The 23,231-nt window shown below is 54.3% G+C and carries 11 protein-coding genes; 7 read left to right on the top strand and 4 right to left on the bottom strand.

The annotated features are described in order from the left end of the window. Window positions 1-20: 20 nt before the first annotated feature. The 4 genes from QTO31_RS05310 to QTO31_RS05295 all read right to left on the bottom strand — a co-directional run bounded on the left by QTO31_RS05310 (window position 21) and on the right by QTO31_RS05295 (window position 6,068). Window positions 21-1,070 (bottom strand): hypothetical protein, encoded by a 1,050-nt coding sequence (locus QTO31_RS05310; RefSeq protein ID WP_301428370.1) that lies wholly within the window; start codon window positions 1,068-1,070, stop codon window positions 21-23. Window positions 1,071-1,083: 13 nt separating this feature from the next. Beyond that, window positions 1,084-2,367: a vanadium-dependent haloperoxidase gene (locus QTO31_RS05305; protein WP_031458289.1), complete on the bottom strand. Its 1,284-nt coding sequence runs from the start codon at window positions 2,365-2,367 to the stop codon at window positions 1,084-1,086. Between the two features lie 752 nt (window positions 2,368-3,119). Then, on the bottom strand, window positions 3,120-4,961 hold the full coding sequence (gene mutL, locus QTO31_RS05300) for a DNA mismatch repair endonuclease MutL (RefSeq protein ID WP_301428369.1): 1,842 nt from the start codon (window positions 4,959-4,961) through the stop codon (window positions 3,120-3,122). Between the two features lie 153 nt (window positions 4,962-5,114). After that, the gene (locus QTO31_RS05295) at window positions 5,115-6,068 is read right to left on the bottom strand and encodes a Stp1/IreP family PP2C-type Ser/Thr phosphatase (RefSeq protein WP_301428368.1); all 954 of its coding nucleotides are present in this window, start codon (window positions 6,066-6,068) and stop codon (window positions 5,115-5,117) included. Window positions 6,069-6,322: 254 nt separating this feature from the next. On the opposite strand from QTO31_RS05295, the gene QTO31_RS05290 reads away from it, so the two are divergent. The 7 genes from QTO31_RS05290 (at window position 6,323) to QTO31_RS05260 (ending at window position 23,133) form a co-directional block, all read left to right on the top strand. Next, window positions 6,323-7,993, top strand: coding sequence for a M14 family metallopeptidase (locus QTO31_RS05290; RefSeq protein WP_301428367.1), 1,671 nt, complete (start codon window positions 6,323-6,325; stop codon window positions 7,991-7,993). A gap of 264 nt (window positions 7,994-8,257) precedes the next feature. Continuing rightward, window positions 8,258-10,297: an alpha-1,4-glucan--maltose-1-phosphate maltosyltransferase gene (locus QTO31_RS05285; protein WP_301428366.1), complete on the top strand. Its 2,040-nt coding sequence runs from the start codon at window positions 8,258-8,260 to the stop codon at window positions 10,295-10,297. Window positions 10,298-10,319: 22 nt separating this feature from the next. After that, window positions 10,320-13,682 carry a maltose alpha-D-glucosyltransferase gene (gene treS / locus QTO31_RS05280; protein ID WP_301428365.1) on the top strand — a complete coding sequence of 1,121 codons (3,363 nt, stop codon included), beginning with the start codon at window positions 10,320-10,322 and terminating at the stop codon, window positions 13,680-13,682. 62 nt (window positions 13,683-13,744) lie between these two features. Beyond that, window positions 13,745-15,778, top strand: coding sequence for a 1,4-alpha-glucan branching protein GlgB (gene glgB, locus QTO31_RS05275; protein ID WP_301428364.1), 2,034 nt, complete (start codon window positions 13,745-13,747; stop codon window positions 15,776-15,778). 152 nt (window positions 15,779-15,930) lie between these two features. Continuing rightward, a complete protein-coding gene (gene treZ, locus QTO31_RS05270) occupies window positions 15,931-17,706 on the top strand; it encodes a malto-oligosyltrehalose trehalohydrolase (RefSeq protein ID WP_301428363.1) in 1,776 nt (591 codons plus the stop codon). A 34-nt stretch (window positions 17,707-17,740) separates the two neighbouring features. Beyond that, complete coding sequence (locus QTO31_RS05265) at window positions 17,741-20,179, top strand: DUF3536 domain-containing protein (protein ID WP_301428362.1); 2,439 nt, start codon at window positions 17,741-17,743, stop codon at window positions 20,177-20,179. Then, complete coding sequence (locus tag QTO31_RS05260) at window positions 20,176-23,133, top strand: malto-oligosyltrehalose synthase (protein ID WP_301428361.1); 2,958 nt, start codon at window positions 20,176-20,178, stop codon at window positions 23,131-23,133. Before QTO31_RS05265 ends, QTO31_RS05260 begins: the two co-directional genes overlap by 4 nt. Window positions 23,134-23,231: the final 98 nt, after the last annotated feature.

Raw genomic sequence — 23,231 nt, 5'->3', positions numbered from 1 at the left:
TCAGTTGCTAAGGAAAGTACTTACCGTCCGATGAAAGGGATATGTACGATATGAGGAACCGAGGTACTATTCAGTTGAATCGGTGTAATGGGTTGGCCGTTACCGGCTCGATCAAACACCCTAACCTGGAGGGTATGCGCATGGTTGGGTACTGCCCCCAACGCAACTGCCAATTGATAGGGAGTGCCATCACTGACAAGGGCGGCTGTTGTTACGGCCTGTACTTCATCATCGGTCAGAATGTGGAAAACCGGGGCGCCGATGGTTGTTCCATCACGGGCCAAAAATTGCCATTCGACAGCCCTCGGCAAGGGTGCATACGCATCGGCAAACTGCCCGCTCATGATCAGCCGGGTAGACTGACCGGTCGTCTCTACTGTGGCATTGGTATTGGTAAGTACAGGTGGCGTCACATCACGGGTGACAACGAAATCAATCTGCCGGGAGTTTGTTATACGTTCACCATTGACCACAACCGTAGTCACGATTTCCCCCTCACGTTCGGGTAACGGAAAGTCTCGCTGAAACTCCTCTTGTGGGCTAAGCGAGAAATCGTGAAATACAATACCGGGTTCGTACCAGATCGCTATATACCCATCGTGTCCACCTGAATGGTTTATCACGCGCAGAGTAACGTGATCACGGTTAGTATAATAGTTCATAGCCCGTTCGGGCGACACAATTTCAATCGTGACCTGAATCGGTGGAGCTTTAATAAACGGTGCACTGAGCGAAATAATTGTTCCATCAAGATCGCGTAGCTGAACATAGACGATCGGCGGATCCTGACTCAGATCTTCATCAGTAATCGTCAGACAACGTGTGGCTGTGCCATCCTGAACCGTGAACCACAGCCAACGCTGATCGTCGGTTGGTTCTTGATTCCAGCGCCAGCGCACCGCGTCAATGGTTGAGGGAAGATTGGTAAAGAAGCCATCAACACACCAGTCTACATCAATATAGTTGTCTAACTCCAAATGTGGTTGCCCCGACTGTGCAGCGAGTGGTTGCGTGCACAACAAGAGAATCCATACCAGCCACAATGAGCGGAATCGATTATGCAGACGCATGATGTATCTCCTGTTAATGTGTAAGAATGTATTGCGCAACGTCGCGACCGAGTGCCATGCCTTGCATACCATCCATCACCCAATGCACACCACCAATGATGCGCGAGCGGGTCGCATCGGCAGCCTGCGCAACCAACAGATCCTTATGCTTTGGAAAGGCTATCATCAGCACATTCGCAGCCGCCGAGCTAAATGCAGCATGGCCTGATGGATACGATGGGTGTGGCGGTGTCGGCAACGTCGGCTGCCAATCCGGTTCAACCAGAGCCATCCATTGTTCTGGGCGAACAAAACCGTAGAGATACTTGTTGTGCCAGCAGACAACCGCCGTGTCATGCATCGTCACACCGAGATACGCGAGGAGGGAAGCGGTCTGTAGCTCATCAAGATTACCGACCACAGCCATCGTGATGGCGGTTTCAAACCACAAACCGGGGACAGTGACCGTACCAACGTCGGCATGCCATTTCCACGCCAGTTCCCGATGCTCATCGGTAAGCACTTGTTGCGCGGCAAGAAATGTCATTCGCTCTTGTTCCATGCTGTCACTCGCCCAGTCAGGAGGTGGTGGCAGAATGATCGCATCGCCAGAAGGGATCAGCACCGTTTTAACATCTCCCCAGTGTGGATCAAGCGGTAACTTCTCGGTATACCAGGCCCCCACTGCGGGTAGGGTTACTTCCCGCACGGCATCACTGCCATCAGCTTGTGCCCATGTCACAACCTGCTCACCAACCGCACGCCCGATTTGAAAGCTGCGTTCAAGCTGCACGGCTGGTACCGGCTCTCTGCGCCATAATCCCTGCCAGCGCGCTTCGTAAACAGACCGATCAATATTTTCGCTATGCTGCGGATGCAGGTAGCGCAGTACCGGCCAGACAGCACCGGCCAACAACGCCACGTGATCAACCTTTTCTTTCGCCTCAGACCCGACCACAAGTGCATCATTTAGCGCCACCGAAACCAACATCAGCTCACGGGCCGCTCGCGTTGGCGGCAGCCCATCACGGGCAATGTAGCGCAGAGCAGTTTTGATCCAGTCGGTCGTGAATCGGTGCACAATACCGGTGGATGGTGATGAGGGAAGATTTTCAGGCACAGGATCACTGGCTACCGTTGCCAACACCTCCGCCGTATCGCCGATAAGCCAGAGGCGCGGCTTGAGGAGGTTGTTGAAACCGCCCATCGGCACCTGAATATCGGCAGATGTGCGCTGGTTAGAGGTAGGAACAGTTGCCGGTGAGACAGCACAGGCGGTCAGGAGGACGAACAGCATGACCAGTTGAACGATTCGCATAAGCACCTCATTGCTAGAAACGTGTTCAATAATAAAAGCGCATGAGATGCCAAAAAGATACGCAGAAATTTTGACGAATTTTGCAAAGTGAGGGACCGAGTACTAGTGAGAGGTAGGGGTTGGTGAAGTTTTCGGCTCCGGCTTGCCTTCGCTAACCAAATAGCTCAAAAACGAAGCGCCACCGACGAACATCACGCACCTGCTAACAGTGTGCTAACGACAACCCCTGAACTGTGCGGTTTCCTTGGGATCCCAGTGCTCAGCAGGAGCATCAGTTGAAGTGGCACCCCCTCACCTTCCCCCCCTGCCCCCTTCCTCTCCCACGCTGCGGGAGAGGAAGGGGGGAGGACGGCGCGGGGGCGATCCTGCGGCAGTCAACGATACCGCGTTCACCAACCTCCCCTCTCCCACGCTGCGGGAGAGGGGCCGGGGGTGTGGGCCGCCCGCACCTTCCCCCCTGCCCTCTTCCCCTTCCACCAGCGACGAGGAAGGGGGAACGTGGGGTGACTGGAGAAAGGTTGGCGCCTCCTCACGCAATGGTTGCGCAGGCACGGTACGTTCCCAATAAGAATTTCGGGTTTTTGATCAAGCTCTTAGTTGTGCAGGCCAGCGGCTCGCGTTGTGCGATGTGCAACTGGAACCCATCGTCTGCGTATCCCCCGCAAGCGCGAGCAGAGGGGTGGAACCCTTCTCTCGCGCCTACCCTGCTTTCCGTCGCCACTGTCGGCCAGGATCAAGAACGTTGAAAACCCCTACACCCGACGCCCAAACTGCCGTTCCAGTTGGGCAGGCGTCATGAGGATCATCGTCGGACGACCGTGCGGACAGGTGCGCGGACTGACACACTGTTCAAGCTGCTGCAACAATTGACGCATCTCATCGTGAGAAAGGGGTTGGCCGGCGCGCACTGACGTGTGGCACGCCAGCGTAATCAACATTGCTTCGTGCCAATCGCGAGGACTACTGCCACCGCGCCCGGCAAGATACTCGACAATCTCATGAATTGCCTGCGCTAACTCATCGACCGGCAGCGTCGCCGGTATTGCCCGAACCAGGACGCCAGTTCCCCATGGTTCGAGCACAAACCCCCATTCTGCTAATCGATCAGCATTCCCCAGCAGCAGCGCACTCGCTTCCGGACTAACCTCAACGGCCTGGGGAATGAGCAACTGTTGCGACTCGACGGCACGCTGAGCATATTGGTTCATTAACTTTTCGTAGGTGATGCGTTCGTGCGCAGCATGCTGGTCGATCAGGTACATCCCTTCAGGTGCTTCAGCCACAATATAGGTTAAGCCCACCTGCCCAACGACCCGCAACGGTGGCAGAGCAGCAGTAGTGGTTGAGGTTGAGGTTGAAGGCGACAGCGGAGGGTTTGTGTCATCGGGCACAGGATCAGCCGCTGGCGTCGGTAACGGCGTATCGAGCGTAACCGCCGGCGATCCCGCATCCCAACGTGATCGATCACGATCCCAGACAGAAGCACCAACTCCCCACGCCGATGGTGTTGTGCTCGCTTCCTGACCCAGCCGACGCAACTCAAAGCGTCGCTGTACTGTCGCTGGATCAGGTGCTTCCCAAGTCGGAACACCGGCACCGCTGATTAAGGCATCACGAATAGCTCGGCCCAATACACTGTAGACATGGGCAGCATAACGGAACTTCACCTCACTCTTCGTTGGGTGTACATTCACATCAATGGCCGACGGATGCACTCGCAGATCGAGAATAGCGATCGGGAAACGCCCCTTCATCAACATTGTATGGTAGGCATTTTCGATCACTGCCGCCAACGCTCCGCGCGGTTGCAAGACGCGCCGGTTAGCGAAGAGTGACAGATAGTTGCGTGAGCTGCGCGTCAGTTCTGGTGGTGAAATGAGACCATTTACAGACACCCAGGTCTCATCGGCGCCAGCCTCTGCCTGTACCGACAACAACGCCTTACCCACTTCCAGCCCGTATAGCTCGACGGCCACTGCGCGAAGATCACCATCGCCACTTGTTTGCAATGCTATGCGCCCATCAATCAGCAGTGTAAAACTGACTTCAGGATACGCCAGCGCGTATTGCTGCACAATCGCACTGATAGCACCAGTTTCAGTCGCTTCAGAACGGAGATACTCGCGACGGACAGGCGTATTGTAGAAGAGGTTCCGTACCGTGATCGTCGTCCCCACCGGACATCCACACGGCAGACGCGATTGCACTTCACCACCGGCAATCCGCAGCTCGACTCCAAGCTCGGCATCGGCAACCCGCGTCACACAAATGACCTGCGCAACACTGGCAATACTCGGCAATGCCTCACCGCGAAAACCTAACGTCCGAATCGCCCATAAATCATCAGCCGAGCTGAGTTTGCTGGTTGCATGACGGGCGAAGGCCAGTTCAACCTCATTGGCCGGAATACCACATCCGTCGTCTTGAACTCGAATCTCGCGCAGCCCACCACCCCGTACTTCGATCAGAATCCGCCTCGCCCCCGCATCGAGTGCATTTTCCAGCAGCTCCTTTACGACCGAGGCCGGCCGTTCGACGACTTCGCCGGCGGCGATCTGTGCGGCAATGGTTTCATCAAGCAGACGAATGGGCATACAGCATTATCCGGTGTCTTATAAGCCAGATGCGATTGTGTAATAAGAGCGAGACAACGTTCACGTTGCGATGATCAGATAATCAAACAAACGTTCGATTATTATTCTACCACGTTTTATCGCTGTCTATTTACACCGGCAGCAAATACCCGATCAGCGAGTCTCGGTTGGGATGACGGTTGCCGGAACGGTGATCGTTGGGATAGGTGTAGCAGTGACAACAATCGTTGGTGAACTGAGAAAGGGGGCGGGTGAAGGCGTATCGTTTAACAGAATTGAAATGGCCAGACCTATCAGCAACACAAACACCAGAACAGCGCCTCCCAAACCGATCGGTGAAAGTGGTCGTGCCATCGGCGGCGTTGTCGGCGCTGATGCAGCGGCTCCCGTCCTAGACGCCACATCGCTGCTATCAACCTGAGCCACAACAACTGTAATATTGTCAGGCCCACCGCGTGAGTTTGCTTCATCTACCAACCGCCGGGTAGCAACATCGAGAGGATGCAAACTAACAATCGCCGCAATCTCATCATCAGTCAACAAACCGTGCATCCCATCGGTTGAGAGCACAATGGTGTCACCCGACAAAAGAGGTTCGCGAAAGAGATCAACCTCCACGTGGGATTGATGACCGATAGCACGGGTAATGATATTGCGGATCGTTGACGTGCGGGCTTGCTCGGCAGTGATAAGACCAGCAGCTACCTGATCGCCTATCAGCGAATGGTCATTGGTTAGTTGACGGATCTGACCTTCACGTACCAGATACGCCCGGCTGTCACCAACATTCGCAACATAGAGTGTGTTATGCCAGAAGAATGCCGCCACAGCCGTGGTGCCCATCGTGCCACGACCTTCTTGATATACCCGCTGGTTGGCAGCGATAAAGGCCTGACGCAACCCTTCAGCCGGATCGCTCTGTGGGCGAAAAGAATTAATAATTGTCTCAACTGCTAACTTGCTGGCAACTTCACCAGCGAGATGACCTCCCATCCCGTCGCAGACAACGAGCAGCGTCCCCTGGTCGATCTCGGTACTCCCGAAAGCGTCTTGATTAACTTCACGCCGCTGACCAACATCAGTTCGGCCATTATATCGCACACGCATTGGCGACTCCATTGCCTCAATGCTTGTAGTCATTACAAACGTCGCTCACAGACGCTCTCAGCGTATGACACCTCACCATCACCCTCGATCCCTTCCGTGTCCCATGGTGCGGGAGGAAGCAAATATCGAATAGTAGATACAACGCGGATTGTCATTATTGACAGCAGTATACCATACTCTGTCGGTTGTGCATGGGATAGCCATTTCATGGTACTATTAGGGTGAAGAATGTTTGATCAAGCAAGGATTCGTCTATGCCCAACATTGATTTCACCCGCTACTACCGTCCACACGAAGTTGAAGCCGCGTTGAAAGCCTGGGCCGAGGAGTATCCTAATCTGTGTTCATTACAAAGCATTGGCACCAGCTATGAAGGCCGCCCGATCTGGTTGATGACCCTGACCAATTGGGCAACCGGACCCGATGACGAGAAACCGGCATTCTGGTTTGACGCCAACATTCACGCCACCGAAGTGACCGGCTGCATGGGCGCACTCCACGTAATCCAAACCGTCCTGACGGGATATGGGCATGATCCCAACCTTACCGCCTTGCTCGACGAACGTGCCCTGTACATTGTCCCTTGTCTCAATCCTGACGGTATGGAACAGGCACTGACTTCACCGGTCTACGTTCGTTCGGGAACCCGTCGCTACCCATTCACCGACGAGCGTGATGGTCTGTATCCAGCCGACATCGATGGTGACGGTTTAATTTTACAGATGCGGGTTGTTGATCCTGACGGCGGATGGAAGGTAAGCGAGCGTGATCCGCGGCTGCTGCGCCGTCGTGCTCCCGATGAACGTGGTGGAACCTATTATCGCGTATACACTGAGGGATTGATCCGCAATTTCGATGGCTACGAGGTCAAGATTGCACCACCGGCGCAAGGATTGGACTTCAACCGCAATTTTCCCTACATCTGGGCGCCTGAGGGTATTCAACCGGGGGCCGGTCCTTTCCCGACCTCAGAACCCGAAATTCGCGCTGCTGTTGCATTTCTCACCTCACATGTGAACGTCAGTGGCGCTATCTCGTATCACACCTACTCTGGCGCTATTCTACGCCCTTATTCTGACAAGCCTGACGATCAGATGCCTATTGACGATCTGTGGACATACAAAGAGTTGGGGAATCGTGGTCAGGAGATCACCGGCTACAAACACGTTTCCGTCTATCACGGATTTCGCTATCACCCGCGTGAAGTGATGCGCGGTGCATTTGATGATTGGGCCTATGAACAGCTCGGTATCTTTGCCTTTACGGTCGAACTCTGGGATATGATCGGCGAGGCAGGGATCAAAGATCGCGACTTCATTGAGTGGTTCCGCGATCATCCAGAAGAGGATGATTTGAAATTGCTGCGTTGGAACGATGAGCAACTCGGTGGAGCTGGTTTTGTCAATTGGCGTCCGTTTAATCATCCACAACTAGGACCGGTTGAGATTGGCGGATGGATCGAACGGCGAACCTTTGGCAATCCGCCAGAGCAGTTCTTGCTGCGAACCCTAGAGCCGAATACACGTTTTGTCCTCGCCTTCGCCCAAACCGGGCCACGCCTCGAATTACGCCACGTGCAAGCCGAAGCGCTCGGTGGCGATCTCTACCGTTTACAGGCAGTTGTGGTAAACAGTGGCTACCTCCCGACCTACGGTAGCCGCAAGGCGTTGGAAGTGAAAGCCGTCCGGCCTATCGAGGTGGAAGTGTCACTCTCAGCAGGTGGCGAGATCGTAAGTGGCGAACGTCGCCAGGAGATCGGTCAACTTGAAGGACGGGCCAATAAACGCGCTTTGTGGGGCGGAAGTTTCCCGACCGACCATTTGCGACGCTTGACCTGGACTATACGCGCCCCTGCCGGGAGCAGCGTTACGGTCATTGCGCGTTCGCAACGGGCCGGTACCGCACGTGCCACTGTGAATCTGTGATGAACACGATATGGCAAGGGCGCAGCGGTGCTGCGCCCGTTCCTGGTGATAGACACCCACCACCCGCTCCACCATCAGTACCGCATGCAACCAGTTTGACACATCCGGTTGAGCAACGTACAATCAAGATTGCGGAATCTACTGAACATTGTCATATACACCGGATGCACCGTCATCGGTTGTGCACTGGTGTGGATTGATTTGTTGTGTCAAACGCCTGATTACTCTCGAACAGTGCTTATCAGGTTGAGGAGGATGCCTTTCATGACCGTCAAAGAGTCACGCACGCGCACTCGCCGCACGGCCACGAAAACCAGGCTCGATCTAGCTGCCATCGGTGAAGGACGGCGCCGGGTTATTATCGAGGCGGTTGAACCAATTATTGATGGTGGACGTTATCCGGTGAAGCGGATTATTGGTGATACTCTTACCGTGAGTTGCGATCTCTTTGCCGACGGTCATGATGAAGTAGCAGCAGTTGTCCGCCATCGCCCGGTAGGTTCTAAAAGCTGGCACGAAGCACCGATGCGTATGCTGGTCAATGATCGCTGGGAGGGTCAGTTTACTCTGACCAGCATTGGTCGGCATGAGTTTCAAATTGTGGCCTGGATTGACCGGTTTGCAACCTGGGTTCACCAACTAGAAAAACGACTGGCTGCCGGTCAGGATGTGCGGGTTGATTTGCAAATTGGTGCAATGCTAGTCGATGAAGCAGCGCGGCATGCGAGCGGTGCTGATGCGGCCGTCTTGCACGTGGCCGAAGCCGCCTTGATGGCCGGTGACATTGATACAGCATTTGCCGGTGAGATTCACTCGCTCATGGCCGTTCATTTACCACGCCGTTTCGCGACCGAATCGGAAATCTACCCGATAACGGTAGAGCGTGAGCGAGCACGCTTTTCGGCCTGGTACGAGCTATTCCCGCGTTCGACAGCCGATGAACCGGGGCGGCATGGTACGTTCCGTGATGTCATCAAGCGGTTGCCGTATATTGCTGAACTCGGTTTTGATGTGCTCTACTTGCCGCCGATTCATCCAATTGGTTATACCTTCCGCAAGGGGAAGAACAATAGCCTCACCGCCGGGCCGAATGATCCGGGCAGCCCCTGGGCCATTGGCAATGCTGATGGCGGCCATATGAGCGTCCATCCTGAATTGGGAACCCTGGAAGATTTTCGCACGCTGGTAACTGAAGCGCAGAAATATGGGATTGAGGTCGCACTCGATATTGCATTTCAGTGCTCGCCTGATCACCCGTATGTACGTGAACATCCAGAATGGTTCCGCGCCCGGCCAGACGGTACGATCCAGTACGCCGAGAATCCACCAAAAAAGTACCAGGACATCTACCCTTTCGATTTTGAATCGGATGACTGGCAGGGGTTGTGGCAAGAGTTACGCCGCATCTTTGAATTTTGGATTGAGCAAGGGGTACGCATCTTCCGCGTAGACAACCCACATACCAAGAATTTCCGCTTCTGGGATTGGTGCCTCAATTCGTTGAAGAGCAACTATCCCGATCTGATCTTTCTCTCGGAAGCGTTTACCCGCCCGAAAGTGATGTACCATCTGGCAAAGATTGGCTTTACTCAGAGTTATACCTATTACACGTGGCGCACCACCAAACACGAGCTCACTAGTTATCTGCTGGAACTCAATTCGCGCCCGGTCAGCGATTTCTTCATCCCGAATTTCTGGCCGAATACGCCTGACATCCTAACCCCTCAATTCTATGCCGGTCAACGGTCGGTGTTTATGACCCGCGCCGCGATGGCAGCTACCCTCACCGCAAGCTGGGGAATGTATGGCCCAGCATACGAGCTGATGGAACACGTGCCGGTAGCCGGACGGGAAGAGTATATCGACAACGAAAAGTACGAAATTCGGCATTGGAACCTCAATGCCCCCCATAGCCTGCGATACTACATTGCACAACTCAATCGCATCCGCCGCGAGCATCCGGCGTTACAACGTAATGATACACTACGCTTCCATCGGGTTGATATTGATTTTCACGAACACGAGTGGCTCCTGGCGTATAGTAAGACCTCGGCTGACGGGCAGGACATTATTCTGGTGGTGGTCAACCTCGATCCTGAACGCACTCATCGCGGTTGGGTGCAGGTACCATTGGCCGAATGGAACCTTAACGGCGTTTTCCAGGCCCACGACTTGTTGTCCGATGCGCGGTATCCCTGGTCGGGTGAATTTAACTATGTGGAATTAAGTCCGGCTGCACCGGTGCATATCTTTTGCATTCGTCGGTTGCGCCGCGACGAGCGTGGCTTCGAGTATTTCGCCTGATGATGTTGGATGAGGGAGTAGCATGAACCGTGTTCGTCCGGCCAAGACGCCGACCCTGTTGGCTGATGATCCGCTTTGGTACAAAGATGCTATCATCTACGAGTTGCATGTGCGTGCTTTTTGCGATAGCAACGGTGATGGCATCGGAGACTTTCCCGGTCTGACCAGCAAGCTCGATTATCTACAAGACCTCGGCGTAACGGCAATTTGGCTGCTGCCGTTCTACCCCTCGCCACTCCGCGATGATGGTTATGATATTGCCGATTACACCAACATCCATCCTAACTACGGCACGCTGTCTGACTTCAAAGTGTTTATCCGCGAAGCACACCGTCGTGGACTACGAGTGATCACCGAGCTGGTCTGCAACCACACCTCAGACCAACATCCCTGGTTCCAACGTGCTCGCCGGGCAAAACCCGGTTCGTCAGCGCGCAACTTTTACGTCTGGTCGGATACACCTGACCGGTATAAAGATGCGCGGATTATTTTCAAAGATTTTGAGACCAGCAACTGGACATGGGACCCAGTCGCTCAGGCATACTACTGGCACCGTTTTTACAGTCACCAGCCCGATCTTAATTTTGAAAATCCGGCAGTGCAACGTGCTGTTTTTAAGGCGATGGAGTTCTGGCTCGATTTGGGTGTCGATGGCATGCGGCTCGACGCGATCCCATATCTCTATGAGGCCGAGGGTACGAACTGTGAAAACCTGCCAGCGACCCACGCCTTCCTCAAGCGGTTACGCCGTCACATGGACGAAAAGTATCACGGGCGCATGTTTCTGGCCGAAGCTAACCAGTGGCCGGAAGATGCAGTAGCCTATTTTGGCGATGGCGATGAATGCCATATGGCCTTCCACTTTCCGGTGATGCCACGTCTTTTTATGTCGGTACATCTTGAGGATCGCTATCCAATCATCGATATTATGCGGCAGACGCCACCCATTCCCGATAATTGCCAGTGGGCAATCTTCCTCCGCAATCATGATGAGTTAACCCTCGAAATGGTCACCGATGAAGAACGCGACTATATGTACCGTGTGTACGCCCGTGATCCGCAGGCCCGGATCAACCTCGGTATTCGACGACGGTTGGCGCCGTTACTCGGTAATCATCGCCGAAAAATTGAACTGATGAACGGGTTGCTCTTTTCGCTCCCCGGTACACCGGTGATCTATTATGGCGACGAAATCGGGATGGGCGATAACATTTATCTCGGTGACCGCAACGGTGTCCGCACGCCAATGCAGTGGAGTGGCGACCGCAATGCCGGTTTTTCACGGGCTAATCCTCAGCAATTGTACTTGCCGGTTATTACCGACCCAGAGTACCACTATGAAACGGTGAATGTCGAAACTCAAAGTGCTAATCAGCATTCGCTGTTGTGGTGGACGAAGCGCTTGATAGCATTGCGAAAACGTTACGCCGCATTCGGACGCGGTACCCTCGAATTTCTCTATCCCGACAACCGCAAAGTGCTCTGTTTCTTGCGCAAAACGACCGACCAGATTTTACTGGCCGTCTTTAATCTCTCGCGATTTGTGCAGGGGGTCGAGCTTGATCTCTCGCCGTACCGTGGTCTGATGCCAGTCGAGTTGTTTGGTCAGGTCGAGTTTCCTCCAATTGGCGATCAGCCCTATTTCCTGACCCTCGGCCCACATAGTTTCTACTGGTTTACCCTCGTGCCACAGCGCGTCGAAGGGGTACGAATAGTACAGCCGCAGCCTGAAACTGAACTGGTAGAAATTCCAGTTGATGCTATCGAGTGGGATGCCATCTTTTACGATGGTCGGCAGACTCGACTTGAGCAGGTTTTACCCGATTATCTCCGCTATCGTCGCTGGTTTGGTGCGAAAACGCGCAAGATCAAACAGGTCAATATCGCTGAGTTTGTCCGTCTCGACTATGCCGGCGGCCCGGCATATCTGACCCTCTTGCAGGTACAGTATGTCGAAGGTGGGCCGGAAACCTACATGTTGCCGATGGCTTATGCTGAGGGTGAGCGAGCCGATCAGATTCTGGCCGATCAACGACACATGGTGATCGCCCGTTTGCGTGTTGGCCGCCGTGTCGAGGCCGGTATTCTCTACGATCCGTTGGGTGAACGACGCTTTGCGTCTGCGCTGCTAGAATTGACCATCGGACGGCGCCGATTGCACGGTGAACGGGGCGGGGAGGTGGTCGGTGGCACGACACGCGCCCTGCGGAAGTTGTTAAGTGGCAGCGATGGTCTTGAACCGAATATAGTACGCGGTGAGCAGAGCAATTCATCGATCAATTTCGGCAATCGATTGATAATGAAGCTCTTCCGCAAAATTGAGCCAGGACGTAATCCTGATTTAGAGTTAGGTCGTTTTTTGACCGAAGAGGTGGGCTTCCCGCACACGCCACCGGTAGCCGGATTTATCGAATACCTGCGTGGAAAAGATGAACCTCTGACGCTGGCGATCGTGCAAGGGTATGTGCAGAATGAGGGTGACGCCTTCGATTATGCGCTCGATGTGGTACGTCGCTACTACGATACCGTTCTGACCCGGCCAGATATAACGCCTCCGCTGCTCAAGACAGGAGTTGCCAGTTTATTGACTGCCGCTCGCCAGCAACCTCCGGCGCTGGCCGAAGAGCTGATCGGTGGTTATCTCGAATCGGCACGGTTGCTCGGTCAGCGCACGGCTGAAATGCACCAGGCATTGGCAAAAGGAAGCGGCCCGGCAATGGCGCCCGAACCATTCTCTACCCTGTATCAACGGTCGATCTATCAAAGCGTGCGCAGCTTGATCGGACGCACCTTTCAAGACTTGCGTAAACTACTGCCGTCACTCCCAGCTTCGGTACGACCAGCGGCTGAGCGGATTATCCAGAGCGAAGAACTGCTACTGACCAGGCTCCAACGTATCACTGGCGACAAAATAGAGACGATCCGGACACGAATACACGGCGACTACCATCTCGAACAGGTGCTCTTCACCGGCAAAGATTATATGATTATCGATTTTGAAGGTGAGCCGTTACGTCCGATCAGTGAACGACGGATCAAGCGCTCGCCGTTACGCGATGTCGCCGGTATGTTGCGCTCATACCAGTACGCGGCGTATGCTGCGCTCTACACCCGCGATGGTACACTTAACAACCCTGACGAAATTGAACGTCTACAGCGTTGGGCCGATTTCTGGAGCTTTTGGGTTTGTGTCGCTTTTCTCGATGGATATTTGACAACTGCCGCTCACGAAGCTTTTATTCCAAACGATCCAGGCGATCTCGAAATCCTGCTTGAGACGTTTGTAGTCGAAAAAGCTATCTACGAACTGAACTATGAAATGAACAATCGTCCCGACTGGCTACCGATCCCGATCAACGGTATCTTACGCCAGATTGAAGAATAACCGTGGACAGTACGTACTACTAAGCCAACGGTGAACTACCGAACATCTACAAGGAGCTTGCGATGAGTGATACCGAACAACCAAAACGACCCCGTCGTAAACAGCGGGTACCAGGTGAGGATACAGTGCCGACAACGGTTGCAACCGCATCAGACTCACCGATGGCCGGCGGTGAAGAACCCTCAGCAGCAACACGAGCGATGATGACCAGCATTCTCAGTGAAGATGACATCTACCTGTTCAATCAGGGAACCCATTACCGACTGTACGATAAGTTTGGCGCTCAACCGGTAACGATTGACGGCGTTGCAGGTACCTATTTTGCGGTGTGGGCGCCCAATGCGGAATACGTGGCCGTGATTGGCGATTGGAATAACTGGGATGCCGGCGCCAATCCGCTGCGCCAGCGTGGATTTTCGGGTGTATGGGAAGGTTTTATCCCGCACGTCAGCAAAGGAATGCGCTATAAGTTCCATATCGCTTCACGCTACTACGGCTACCGTGAAGACAAGACCGATCCCTTCGGAAGTTACTTTGAAGTAGCCCCGCAGACGGCGGCTATCGTCTGGGATCGCAACTACACCTGGTCGGATCAGCAGTGGATGAGTGAACGCGGTCGGCGTCATCGGTTTGACGCCCCGATTTCTATCTACGAGGTGCACCTCGGTTCGTGGCGGCGCAAGCCAGAAGAGGACAACCGTCCACTCAATTATCGCGAACTGGCCCACGAGCTGGCTGAGCATGTGAAGGAATGTGGGTTTACCCACGTCGAATTGTTGCCGGTTACCGAACATCCCTTCTACGGATCGTGGGGGTATCAATCAACCGGTATGTTTGCGCCAACCAGCCGTTACGGAACACCGCAAGATTTTATGTACTTTGTAGATTACCTGCATCAACACGGGATCGGTATCATCCTCGACTGGGTACCCAGCCATTTTCCCACCGATGGTCACGGCCTGGCATATTTCGATGGCACCCATCTGTACGAACATGCCGATCCACGCAAGGGGTATCATCCCGATTGGGGGAGCTACATTTACAACTACGGTCGGAACGAAGTACGCAGCTTCCTGATCAGTTCGGCCATTTGCTGGCTCGATAAGTTTCACATCGATGGGCTGCGGGTTGATGCCGTAGCAAGTATGCTCTACCTTGACTACTCACGTCGCCCCGGCGAGTGGATTCCGAACGAATATGGTGGAAATGAAAATCTAGAGGCCATTAGCTTCCTGCGCGAGTTGAACACCCAAATCTACAAATATTATCCTGATGTGCAGACATTTGCCGAAGAGAGCACTGCCTGGCCGATGGTTTCACGTCCGGTCTATGTCGGTGGGTTAGGGTTCGGTTTCAAGTGGGATATGGGCTGGATGCACGATACGCTTCAGTATTTCCGCCGCGATCCGATTTATCGTCGCTTTCACCACAACGAGCTAACCTTCCGTGGTCTCTATATGTTCAGCGAAAACTACGTGCTGCCCCTTTCACACGACGAGGTGGTGCACGGCAAGGGATCGCTCCTTGATAAAATGGCGGGTGATGTCTGGCAAAAGTTTGCCAATTTGCGCTTGCTATACAGTTACATGTTCGCTCAGCCTGGCAAAAAATTGCTCTTTATGGGTGGTGAGTTCGGACAATGGCGGGAATGGTCGCACGATACTAGTCTCGACTGGCATTTACTGATGTTCCCTTCGCATCAGGGAGTGCAGCGTTTGATCAGCGATCTCAACCGCCTTTACCGCACCGAGCCGGCACTGCACGAGCTAGATTGTGATCCACGCGGTTTTGAATGGGTCGATGCCAATGATGCCGACTCCAGTGTTTACAGCTTCTTGCGCAAGAGCCGTTCGGGTGAACACATTCTGATCGTTCTCAACGCTACACCAGTCGTTCGTGAAGATTATCGGATTGGGGTGCCGTTCGGTGGTTGGTGGCGTGAACTCCTGAACAGCGACTCTGAGTACTATTGGGGGAGTGGTCAGGGGAATGCCGGCGGCGTGATGGCCGAAGCGGTTCCAAGCCATGGACGGGAATTTTCGTTACGGTTGCGTTTGCCGCCGCTGGGAGCATTGTTCTTAAAATACAGTGGATAGAGAACCGCGCAAAGGGGTCTCGTAACCACACACAGAGCGTGTCTCTTACCGGTGCAACGTTGGTTTAAGTAGTATCCGGGGTGGGTTGGCCCCGCCCCTTTACTACGGAGTAGCGCAATGCACCGTCAACAGATCGACAAAGGGAGACGCCAATGTTTCATCTTCCCTTACCCGGTGCGATCTACCGTGCCGATGGTACAACGGCTTTTACCTTGTGGGCGCCATCGGCGCATCGAGTAGAACTGGTGCTCCTCGATCCGATGCTCCAGACGATCCCAATGCAGCCGATTGGCTATGACTGCTGGCACGCCGTCACAACCGCTCCACCAGGAACTCGGTATCGCTACCGGATCGATGGGAGCCGCGAGCGGCCCGATCCGGCCTCGCGCTGTCAGCCCGAAGGCGTCCATGGCCCGTCGGCAGTGATCGATCATCACTTCGTCTGGCACGATGAAGGGTGGCAAGGCGTTGCGCTTGCCGATCTGGTCATTTACGAACTTCATGTCGGTACCTTCACCCCAGAAGGAACCTTTGAGGCGATCATCCCCTACCTGCCATTACTGCGCGATCTAGGGATTACAGCGATTGAACTAATGCCGGTCGCACACTTTCCCGGCGTGCGTAATTGGGGATACGATGGGGTGTATCTGTACGCGCCACACACTGCCTACGGCGGCGTCAACGGGCTAAAGCGCCTGGTTGATGCTGCGCACGCACACGGGCTGGCCGTTTTGCTCGATGTGGTCTACAACCATTTTGGCCCGGAAGGGAACTATCTGTGGGATATTGCACCCCCGGCGTTTACCGACCGCTACCGGACACCGTGGGGAGCGGCGATAAATTACGACGGCCCTGAGAGTGATCTGGTACGCTGGTTGATCATCGAAAACGCACTCGAATGGCTCCGTGAATACCACATTGATGGCTTGCGTCTCGATGCCACACACGCCATTTTTGATGTATCACCCTACCATGTGCTCGAAGAGCTAGCCGATCAGGTTCAGGCGCAGGCCCAACGGTTGGGGCGTCCGGCGTATCTCTTTGCCGAGCACCCATTGAACGATCCACGTTTCGCTCGTCCAAAGGCGCTCGGGGGGTATGGCCTAACCGGCATTTGGTCAGACGATTTTCACCACGCACTCCATACACTGTTGACCGGAGAACAGAGTGGTTATTACAAAGGTTTCGGAAGCATCGAGCAGATGGCGACTGCACTTGAGCGGAGTTTCGTCTTTGCCGGCGAATATTCGCCCCATGCCCGCCGTCGGTTTGGCCGCGATCCTGGCGATCTGGCGGTTGAACAGTTTGTTGTCTTCGCGCAAAATCACGATCAGGTCGGGAATCGAGCACTCGGTGACCGCCTGGGAGCGACGTTAACCGAAGCGCAACTACGCTTGGCAGCGGCAACTGTGCTACTTAGTCCATATACACCGTTAATCTTCATGGGCGAAGAGTACAACGAGCCGGCGCCATTCCAATATTTCACCGATCACAGTGATCCGGCGCTGATCGCTAGTGTACGTGAAGGCAGGAAACGTGAATTTGCCGGTTTCCTGACACCAGGCCAGGAAGTACCCGACCCGCAAGACCCGGCAACATTTGCGCGCTCGAAATTGAATCAGGCCTTACGTACTAGTGGGCGACATGCAGCCCATCAAGCCTTCTACCGCGAACTGTTAACACTGCGACGGGCACTACCCGGCTTGCGGCAACGGCCGCGTACCAGGATACAGAGTCGGGTAATCGTGGTAGAATGGCCTGCGATCTGTCTGGTACTCAATTTTGGCCCTGATCCAGATCAGATTGATCTTCCTGCCAACTCATGGCACATCCGGCTCGATAGTGCCGATCCGGCGTTTGCAACCCTTAACGGAACGACCGTCGCCTGTGCTGGCTATAGTGCAGTACTGTTAACAGCGACATCATAAGCAATAGTCGTCTGTACAAATATGGAGTTGTTATATGGCCGAGCGGCTGATTTGCATTCACGGCCATTTTTACCAACCACCGCGAGAAAATCCGTGGTTAGAAGCGATTGAACAGCAAGACTCGGCATACCCCTATCACGATTGGAACGAGCGCATTACCGCCGAGTGCTACGAACAAAATGCAGCTTCGCGCATCCTGGATAGTCAGAACCAGATTGTGCGGATTGTAAATAACTACAGTCGGATCAGCTTCAATTTTGGCCCAACGTTACTAACGTGGCTGGCAGAGCATGCACCGGAGGTGTATCAGGCAATCTTAACTGCCGACCGCGAGAGTCAGCACTATTTCGGAGCTGGTTCGGCGATGGCTCAGTGTTACAACCATATCATTATGCCGCTGGCCTCACGGCGTGACAAGGTAACGCAAGTCGTCTGGGGGATTCAAGACTTCAAGTATCGGTTTGGCCGTTATCCCGAAGGAATGTGGCTCCCCGAAACGGCTGTTGATCTGGAAACCCTCGACATTATGGCCGCTCACGGCATTCGCTTTACGATTCTGGCGCCAACTCAGGCCAGTCACGTGCGCAAAATTGGGGAAATGATCTGGCATGACGTGAGTGGGGGGCGGATCGACCCGACTCAGCCGTATCTGGTGAAGTTACCGGAAGGGAGATCGATTACGGTCTTCTTCTACGATGGCCCGGTGGCGCGTGCCGTCGCATTCGAGCGCCTGTTGAGCAGCGGGGTTGGTTTTGCCAATCGCCTGGCCGGTATCTTCAATGATCAGCGACCATGGCCACAACTGGCGCATATCGCAACCGATGGCGAAACCTACGGTCATCACCATCGTCACGGTGATATGGCGCTGGCGTATGCGCTGCATTATATCGAAGAGACCAAGCTGGCGAAACTGACCAATTATGCCGCATATTTACAGCAGTATCGACCAACGCATGAAGTACAGATTATTGAACGGACCTCGTGGAGTTGCGCGCACGGTGTTGGACGCTGGATGAGCGATTGTGGCTGTAATACCGGCGGTAATCCGGGTTGGAACCAGGCCTGGCGTGCTCCGCTACGACAAGCCCTCGACTGGTTACGTGATACGCTTGCACCACGCTTCGAGGGCTTTGCCCGCCGCCTCCTCCTCGATCCGTGGGCAGCGCGCGACGACTACATCAACGTGATCCTGGATCGCTCGCCAGAGAATGTGGCCGCATTTATCGGGCGTCACGGACGTGGCCGGCTCGATGAAGACCAGCGTATTGCCGTATTGAAGTTGATGGAATTGCAGCGTCACCTGATGCTGATGTATACCTCCTGTGGCTGGTTTTTTGACGATCTGAGTGGAATCGAAACGATCCAGATTATGATGTACGCCGGTCGTGCCATCCAACTGGCGCACGAGTTATTTGGTGAAGATGTTGAGCCGGCATTTCTCGACCGACTCGCGCAGGCCCGTAGTAACATACCGGCCCGTGGCAATGGCCGTGATCTCTACGAACGTCACGTGCGTCCGGCGATGGTTAATCTTCGCAAAGTAGGTGCACACTACGCCATGAAAACACTCTTCAACGGCGTCAGCGAACGCGAACAGATCTACGCCTATACGGTTGATCGCGAAGATTATCACCTGTTGTTAGCCGGAAAATCACGGCTGGCCCTGGGTCGAATTCGTATCCAGTCAACAATCACCGGCGATTCAACACGGCTCAGTTTCGGCGTCTTACATCTGGGCGATCACAACATTTCGGGCGGTGTCCGAGAATATCAAGGTGAAGCATCGTATCGCCAATTAGTTGAAGAGCTGAGCGAACTCTTTCTGCGCGCTGATATTCCCGGCGTGATCCGAATGGTTGATCGGAATTTTGGTCAGGAACAGTATTCGCTCAAGCTATTGTTCGGTGATGAGCAGCGTCAAATCCTGCAACGCATCCTCACGTCGAGTCTGGCGGAAGCCGAGGCAGCCTATCGCCAGATTTATGAAAACCATGCGCCGCTGATGCGCTTTCTGGCCAGCATGGGGATGCCAGTACCGCGTGAGTTTCAAATCGCTGCTGAATTTGCCATCAACACCGAACTTCGTCGCCTCTTCGAGAGCGAACCGCTCGATTTCGATCGGATCAACAGTCTGCTTCGCGAAGCACAACGTTCGGGAGTAACGCTCGATAGTGCTGGCTTGAGCTATGCCCTCTCGCGTACTATCCGCTCGATTGGTGAACGATTCCAGCGCACACCCGGCGACCGGAATCTCTTAAGTCAGCTTGATGCTGCTGTTGGTCTGGCACGGACATTACCTTTTGAGGTTGATGTCTGGCACGCTCAAAATACGTACTACGCACTATTACAAACAGTGTATCCGCAGATGAACGCAGAGGCAGGTGAAGGGTATGCTGATGCCCATACATGGCTACGCCTGTTCCGGGCGTTGGGCGTCAAATTACGATTTCGCCTGCCACCAGGAGCACCATGAGAGATACAGACCCACACATTCCACGCGCTACGTACCGATTACAGCTTAACGCCGATTTCACTTTTGCGGACGTTGCTACATTCGTGCCCTATTTTGCCGATCTCGGCATAAGCGATCTCTACTTTTCACCCATTCTCACACCACGTACCGGTAGCCGTCACGGCTACGATATAACCGATCACTCTCAACTCAATCCTGAATTAGGTGGGCAGGAAGCGTTTGACCGTCTTGTCGCTGCGCTACGTGCCCATCAGTTGGGCCTGATCCTCGATATTGTTCCCAACCACATGGGAATCGGCGATCCACGAAATGTCTGGTGGCGCGATGTCCTGGAAAATGGGCCAAGCTCGATCTATGCTCCTTACTTCGATATTGACTGGGAACCGGTACCACCTGAATTGCACGGGAAAGTCTTGCTACCGGTACTCGGCGATCAGTACGGCGTGATTCTCGAACGCGGCGAGTTACGGTTATACTACGACGATGATGGTGGCTTTAGTCTCGGTTACTGGGAACATCGCTTCCCCCTTAATCCACGGAGCTACGCTGACATTCTTGCCCATCGCCTCGATGATCTGTTGAATGAGCTGGGAACGGATCATCCCGACGCAATCGAGTTACAGAGCATCATCACCGCCATCGGTTACTTACCGTCGCGTCACGAAACGACACCTGAGCGCGTGATCGAGCGTAATCGCGAAAAAGAAGTTGTGAAACGTCGTATCGCAACGCTGATGTCTACCAGCGAGCCGGTACGACGTATGATTGAGCGCGCACTGGCCGATTACAACGGAAATCCTTCTGATCCCCACAGCTTCGACCTCCTCGATGCCCTGATCGCTCGTCAATCGTATCGGCTGGCATTCTGGCGGGTAGCCACTGAGGAGATCAACTACCGACGCTTCTTCGACATCAACGATCTGGCTGCAATTCGAGTCGAATTGCCCGAAGTGCTGCAAACCACTCACGATCTATCTCTCCGCTTACTGGCAGAAGGCATTGCTACCGGTGCTCGGATCGATCACCCCGATGGTTTGTGGCAACCCGCAGCGTACTTTCGCCAATTGCAAGAGAGCTATCTACGCTACGTCGCCGCAATTCGCTTTGGTGGTAGTGCGCCACCCGATTTAGATGAACAAATTCGGCAACGCCTCGCACAAGCTGAACGGGGAGAGCGTCGCTGGCCGCTCTACGTGGTAGCCGAGAAAATCCTGAGCCATGGCGAACAACTGCCGTCTGATTGGGCAGTCGCCGGCACGACCGGTTATGATTTTCTCAATCAGATCGGTGGCGTATTGATTGATCGCAGCAGTCAGCGCGCATTTAATCGCCTCTATACCCAGTTTGTTGGACCACAGCCAACCTTCGCCAACCTGGTCAACAGCAAGAAGAAAGAGATCATGCTGGTCTCGCTGGCCAGTGAAGTTAACACCCTTAGCCATTTACTAGATCGGCTCTGCGAACACACACGTCGTTATCGCGATTTCACGCTCAACAGCCTAACCTTTGCCATCCGTGAAGTGATTGCGGCGATGCCGGTTTATCGAACGTACATCAGCACGGATGGCGTTGTCAGAGAGCGCGATGAACAGGCAATTCGCCATGCGGTGCACGAGGCCAAACGGCGAAATCCGCGCACTGCAGCGCAGCTCTTCGATTTTCTTGAAGAGACATTGCTCTTGCGGAATCTGCATCACTTTGCCCCTGAAGCCCATGCCGAGGTCCTACGGTTCGTTATGAAGTTTCAGCAGCTCAGCGGGCCGGTGATGGCAAAAGGAGTGGAGGATACCGCATTTTATGTCTACAACCGTCTGGTAGCCCTCAATGAGGTGGGCGGGCATCCAGAACTCTTTGGTTGTGATGTCGCCGAACTACACCAGGCAGCCCAGGAACGCCTGCAACGCTGGCCGCACAGTATGGTAACTACCTCGACTCACGATACCAAACGGAGTGAAGATGTCCGTGCGCGCATCAGCGTACTGAGCGAGCTACCTGACGAGTGGCGACGGCATATCATCCGTTGGAGCCGCCTCAACAATGCCAAACGAAGCACAATTGAGGGAGGCACTGCACCGAGTCGGAACGATGAATATCTCCTTTATCAGACACTGGTTGGCACTTGGGAGGGCATGGAACATCTAACCGACTTTACCAAACGGATAGCGACGTACATGGAAAAAGCCACCCGTGAGGCGAAAGTCAACACAAGCTGGATCAATCCAAACGTCGAGTACGATGCTGCTGTTCAACGGTTTGTCACCGGCATTCTTGATCCCCGTCGTTCGCGGCGCTTCCTTGAAAGCCTCGACGCATTTGCTAATCGAATCGCCTTTTTTGGCAGGTTTAACAGCCTGACCCAAACACTGGTGCGGATGACCACCCCCGGCGTGCCCGATTTATACCAGGGCTGTGAGTTATGGGATTTCAGCCTGGTCGATCCTGATAATCGGCGACCGGTTGATTTCCGGCAACGGGCACAGCTCCTGAAAGAGTTACGTCAGCGGCGGGCAATGTGTGATACCACTGCATTAGCGGCCGAGCTACTGACCACAGCCGCTGACGGGCGGATCAAGCTCTACACAATAGCAACGACGCTTGAGTTCCGCCGTGAACGCCCCGAACTCTTCATGTCTGGTGCATACCTGCCATTGTACGCCAATGGCATAGCCGCTGCACACGTGATCGCCTTTGCCCGCCGGCATCCAACAGCCGGGGAAGTCGTAGTCGTCGCTCCTCGGCTGACTGCTCGCCTCAGCGGTGGTCGTGAAATCCCACCAGTCGGTGATCTATGGGGCGAAACGTGGCTACCACTACCGGAGGTTGCTCCCGGCACCCGTTACTACAATCTGTTTACCGGCGAACATCTGAACCCTGCCAATCATCCGACCGGCCCAGGGCTGGCATTAGCCGATATTCTGTGCCGCTGGCCGCTCGCATTACTAGTCCGTGAGTAATTCATTTAATGGTTCCGCTGCAAACCGGCATAGAGGCCTGTGACCGGCCAACAATGCTCGGTCGGAATCATGGTAGTGTCAAACATTTCGTTGCACTC

This window comes from Chloroflexus sp. MS-CIW-1 (assembly GCF_030444705.1).
Classification (GTDB): Bacteria; Chloroflexota; Chloroflexia; order Chloroflexales; family Chloroflexaceae; genus Chloroflexus.
This window is presented reverse-complemented; position numbering and strand designations above follow the sequence as displayed.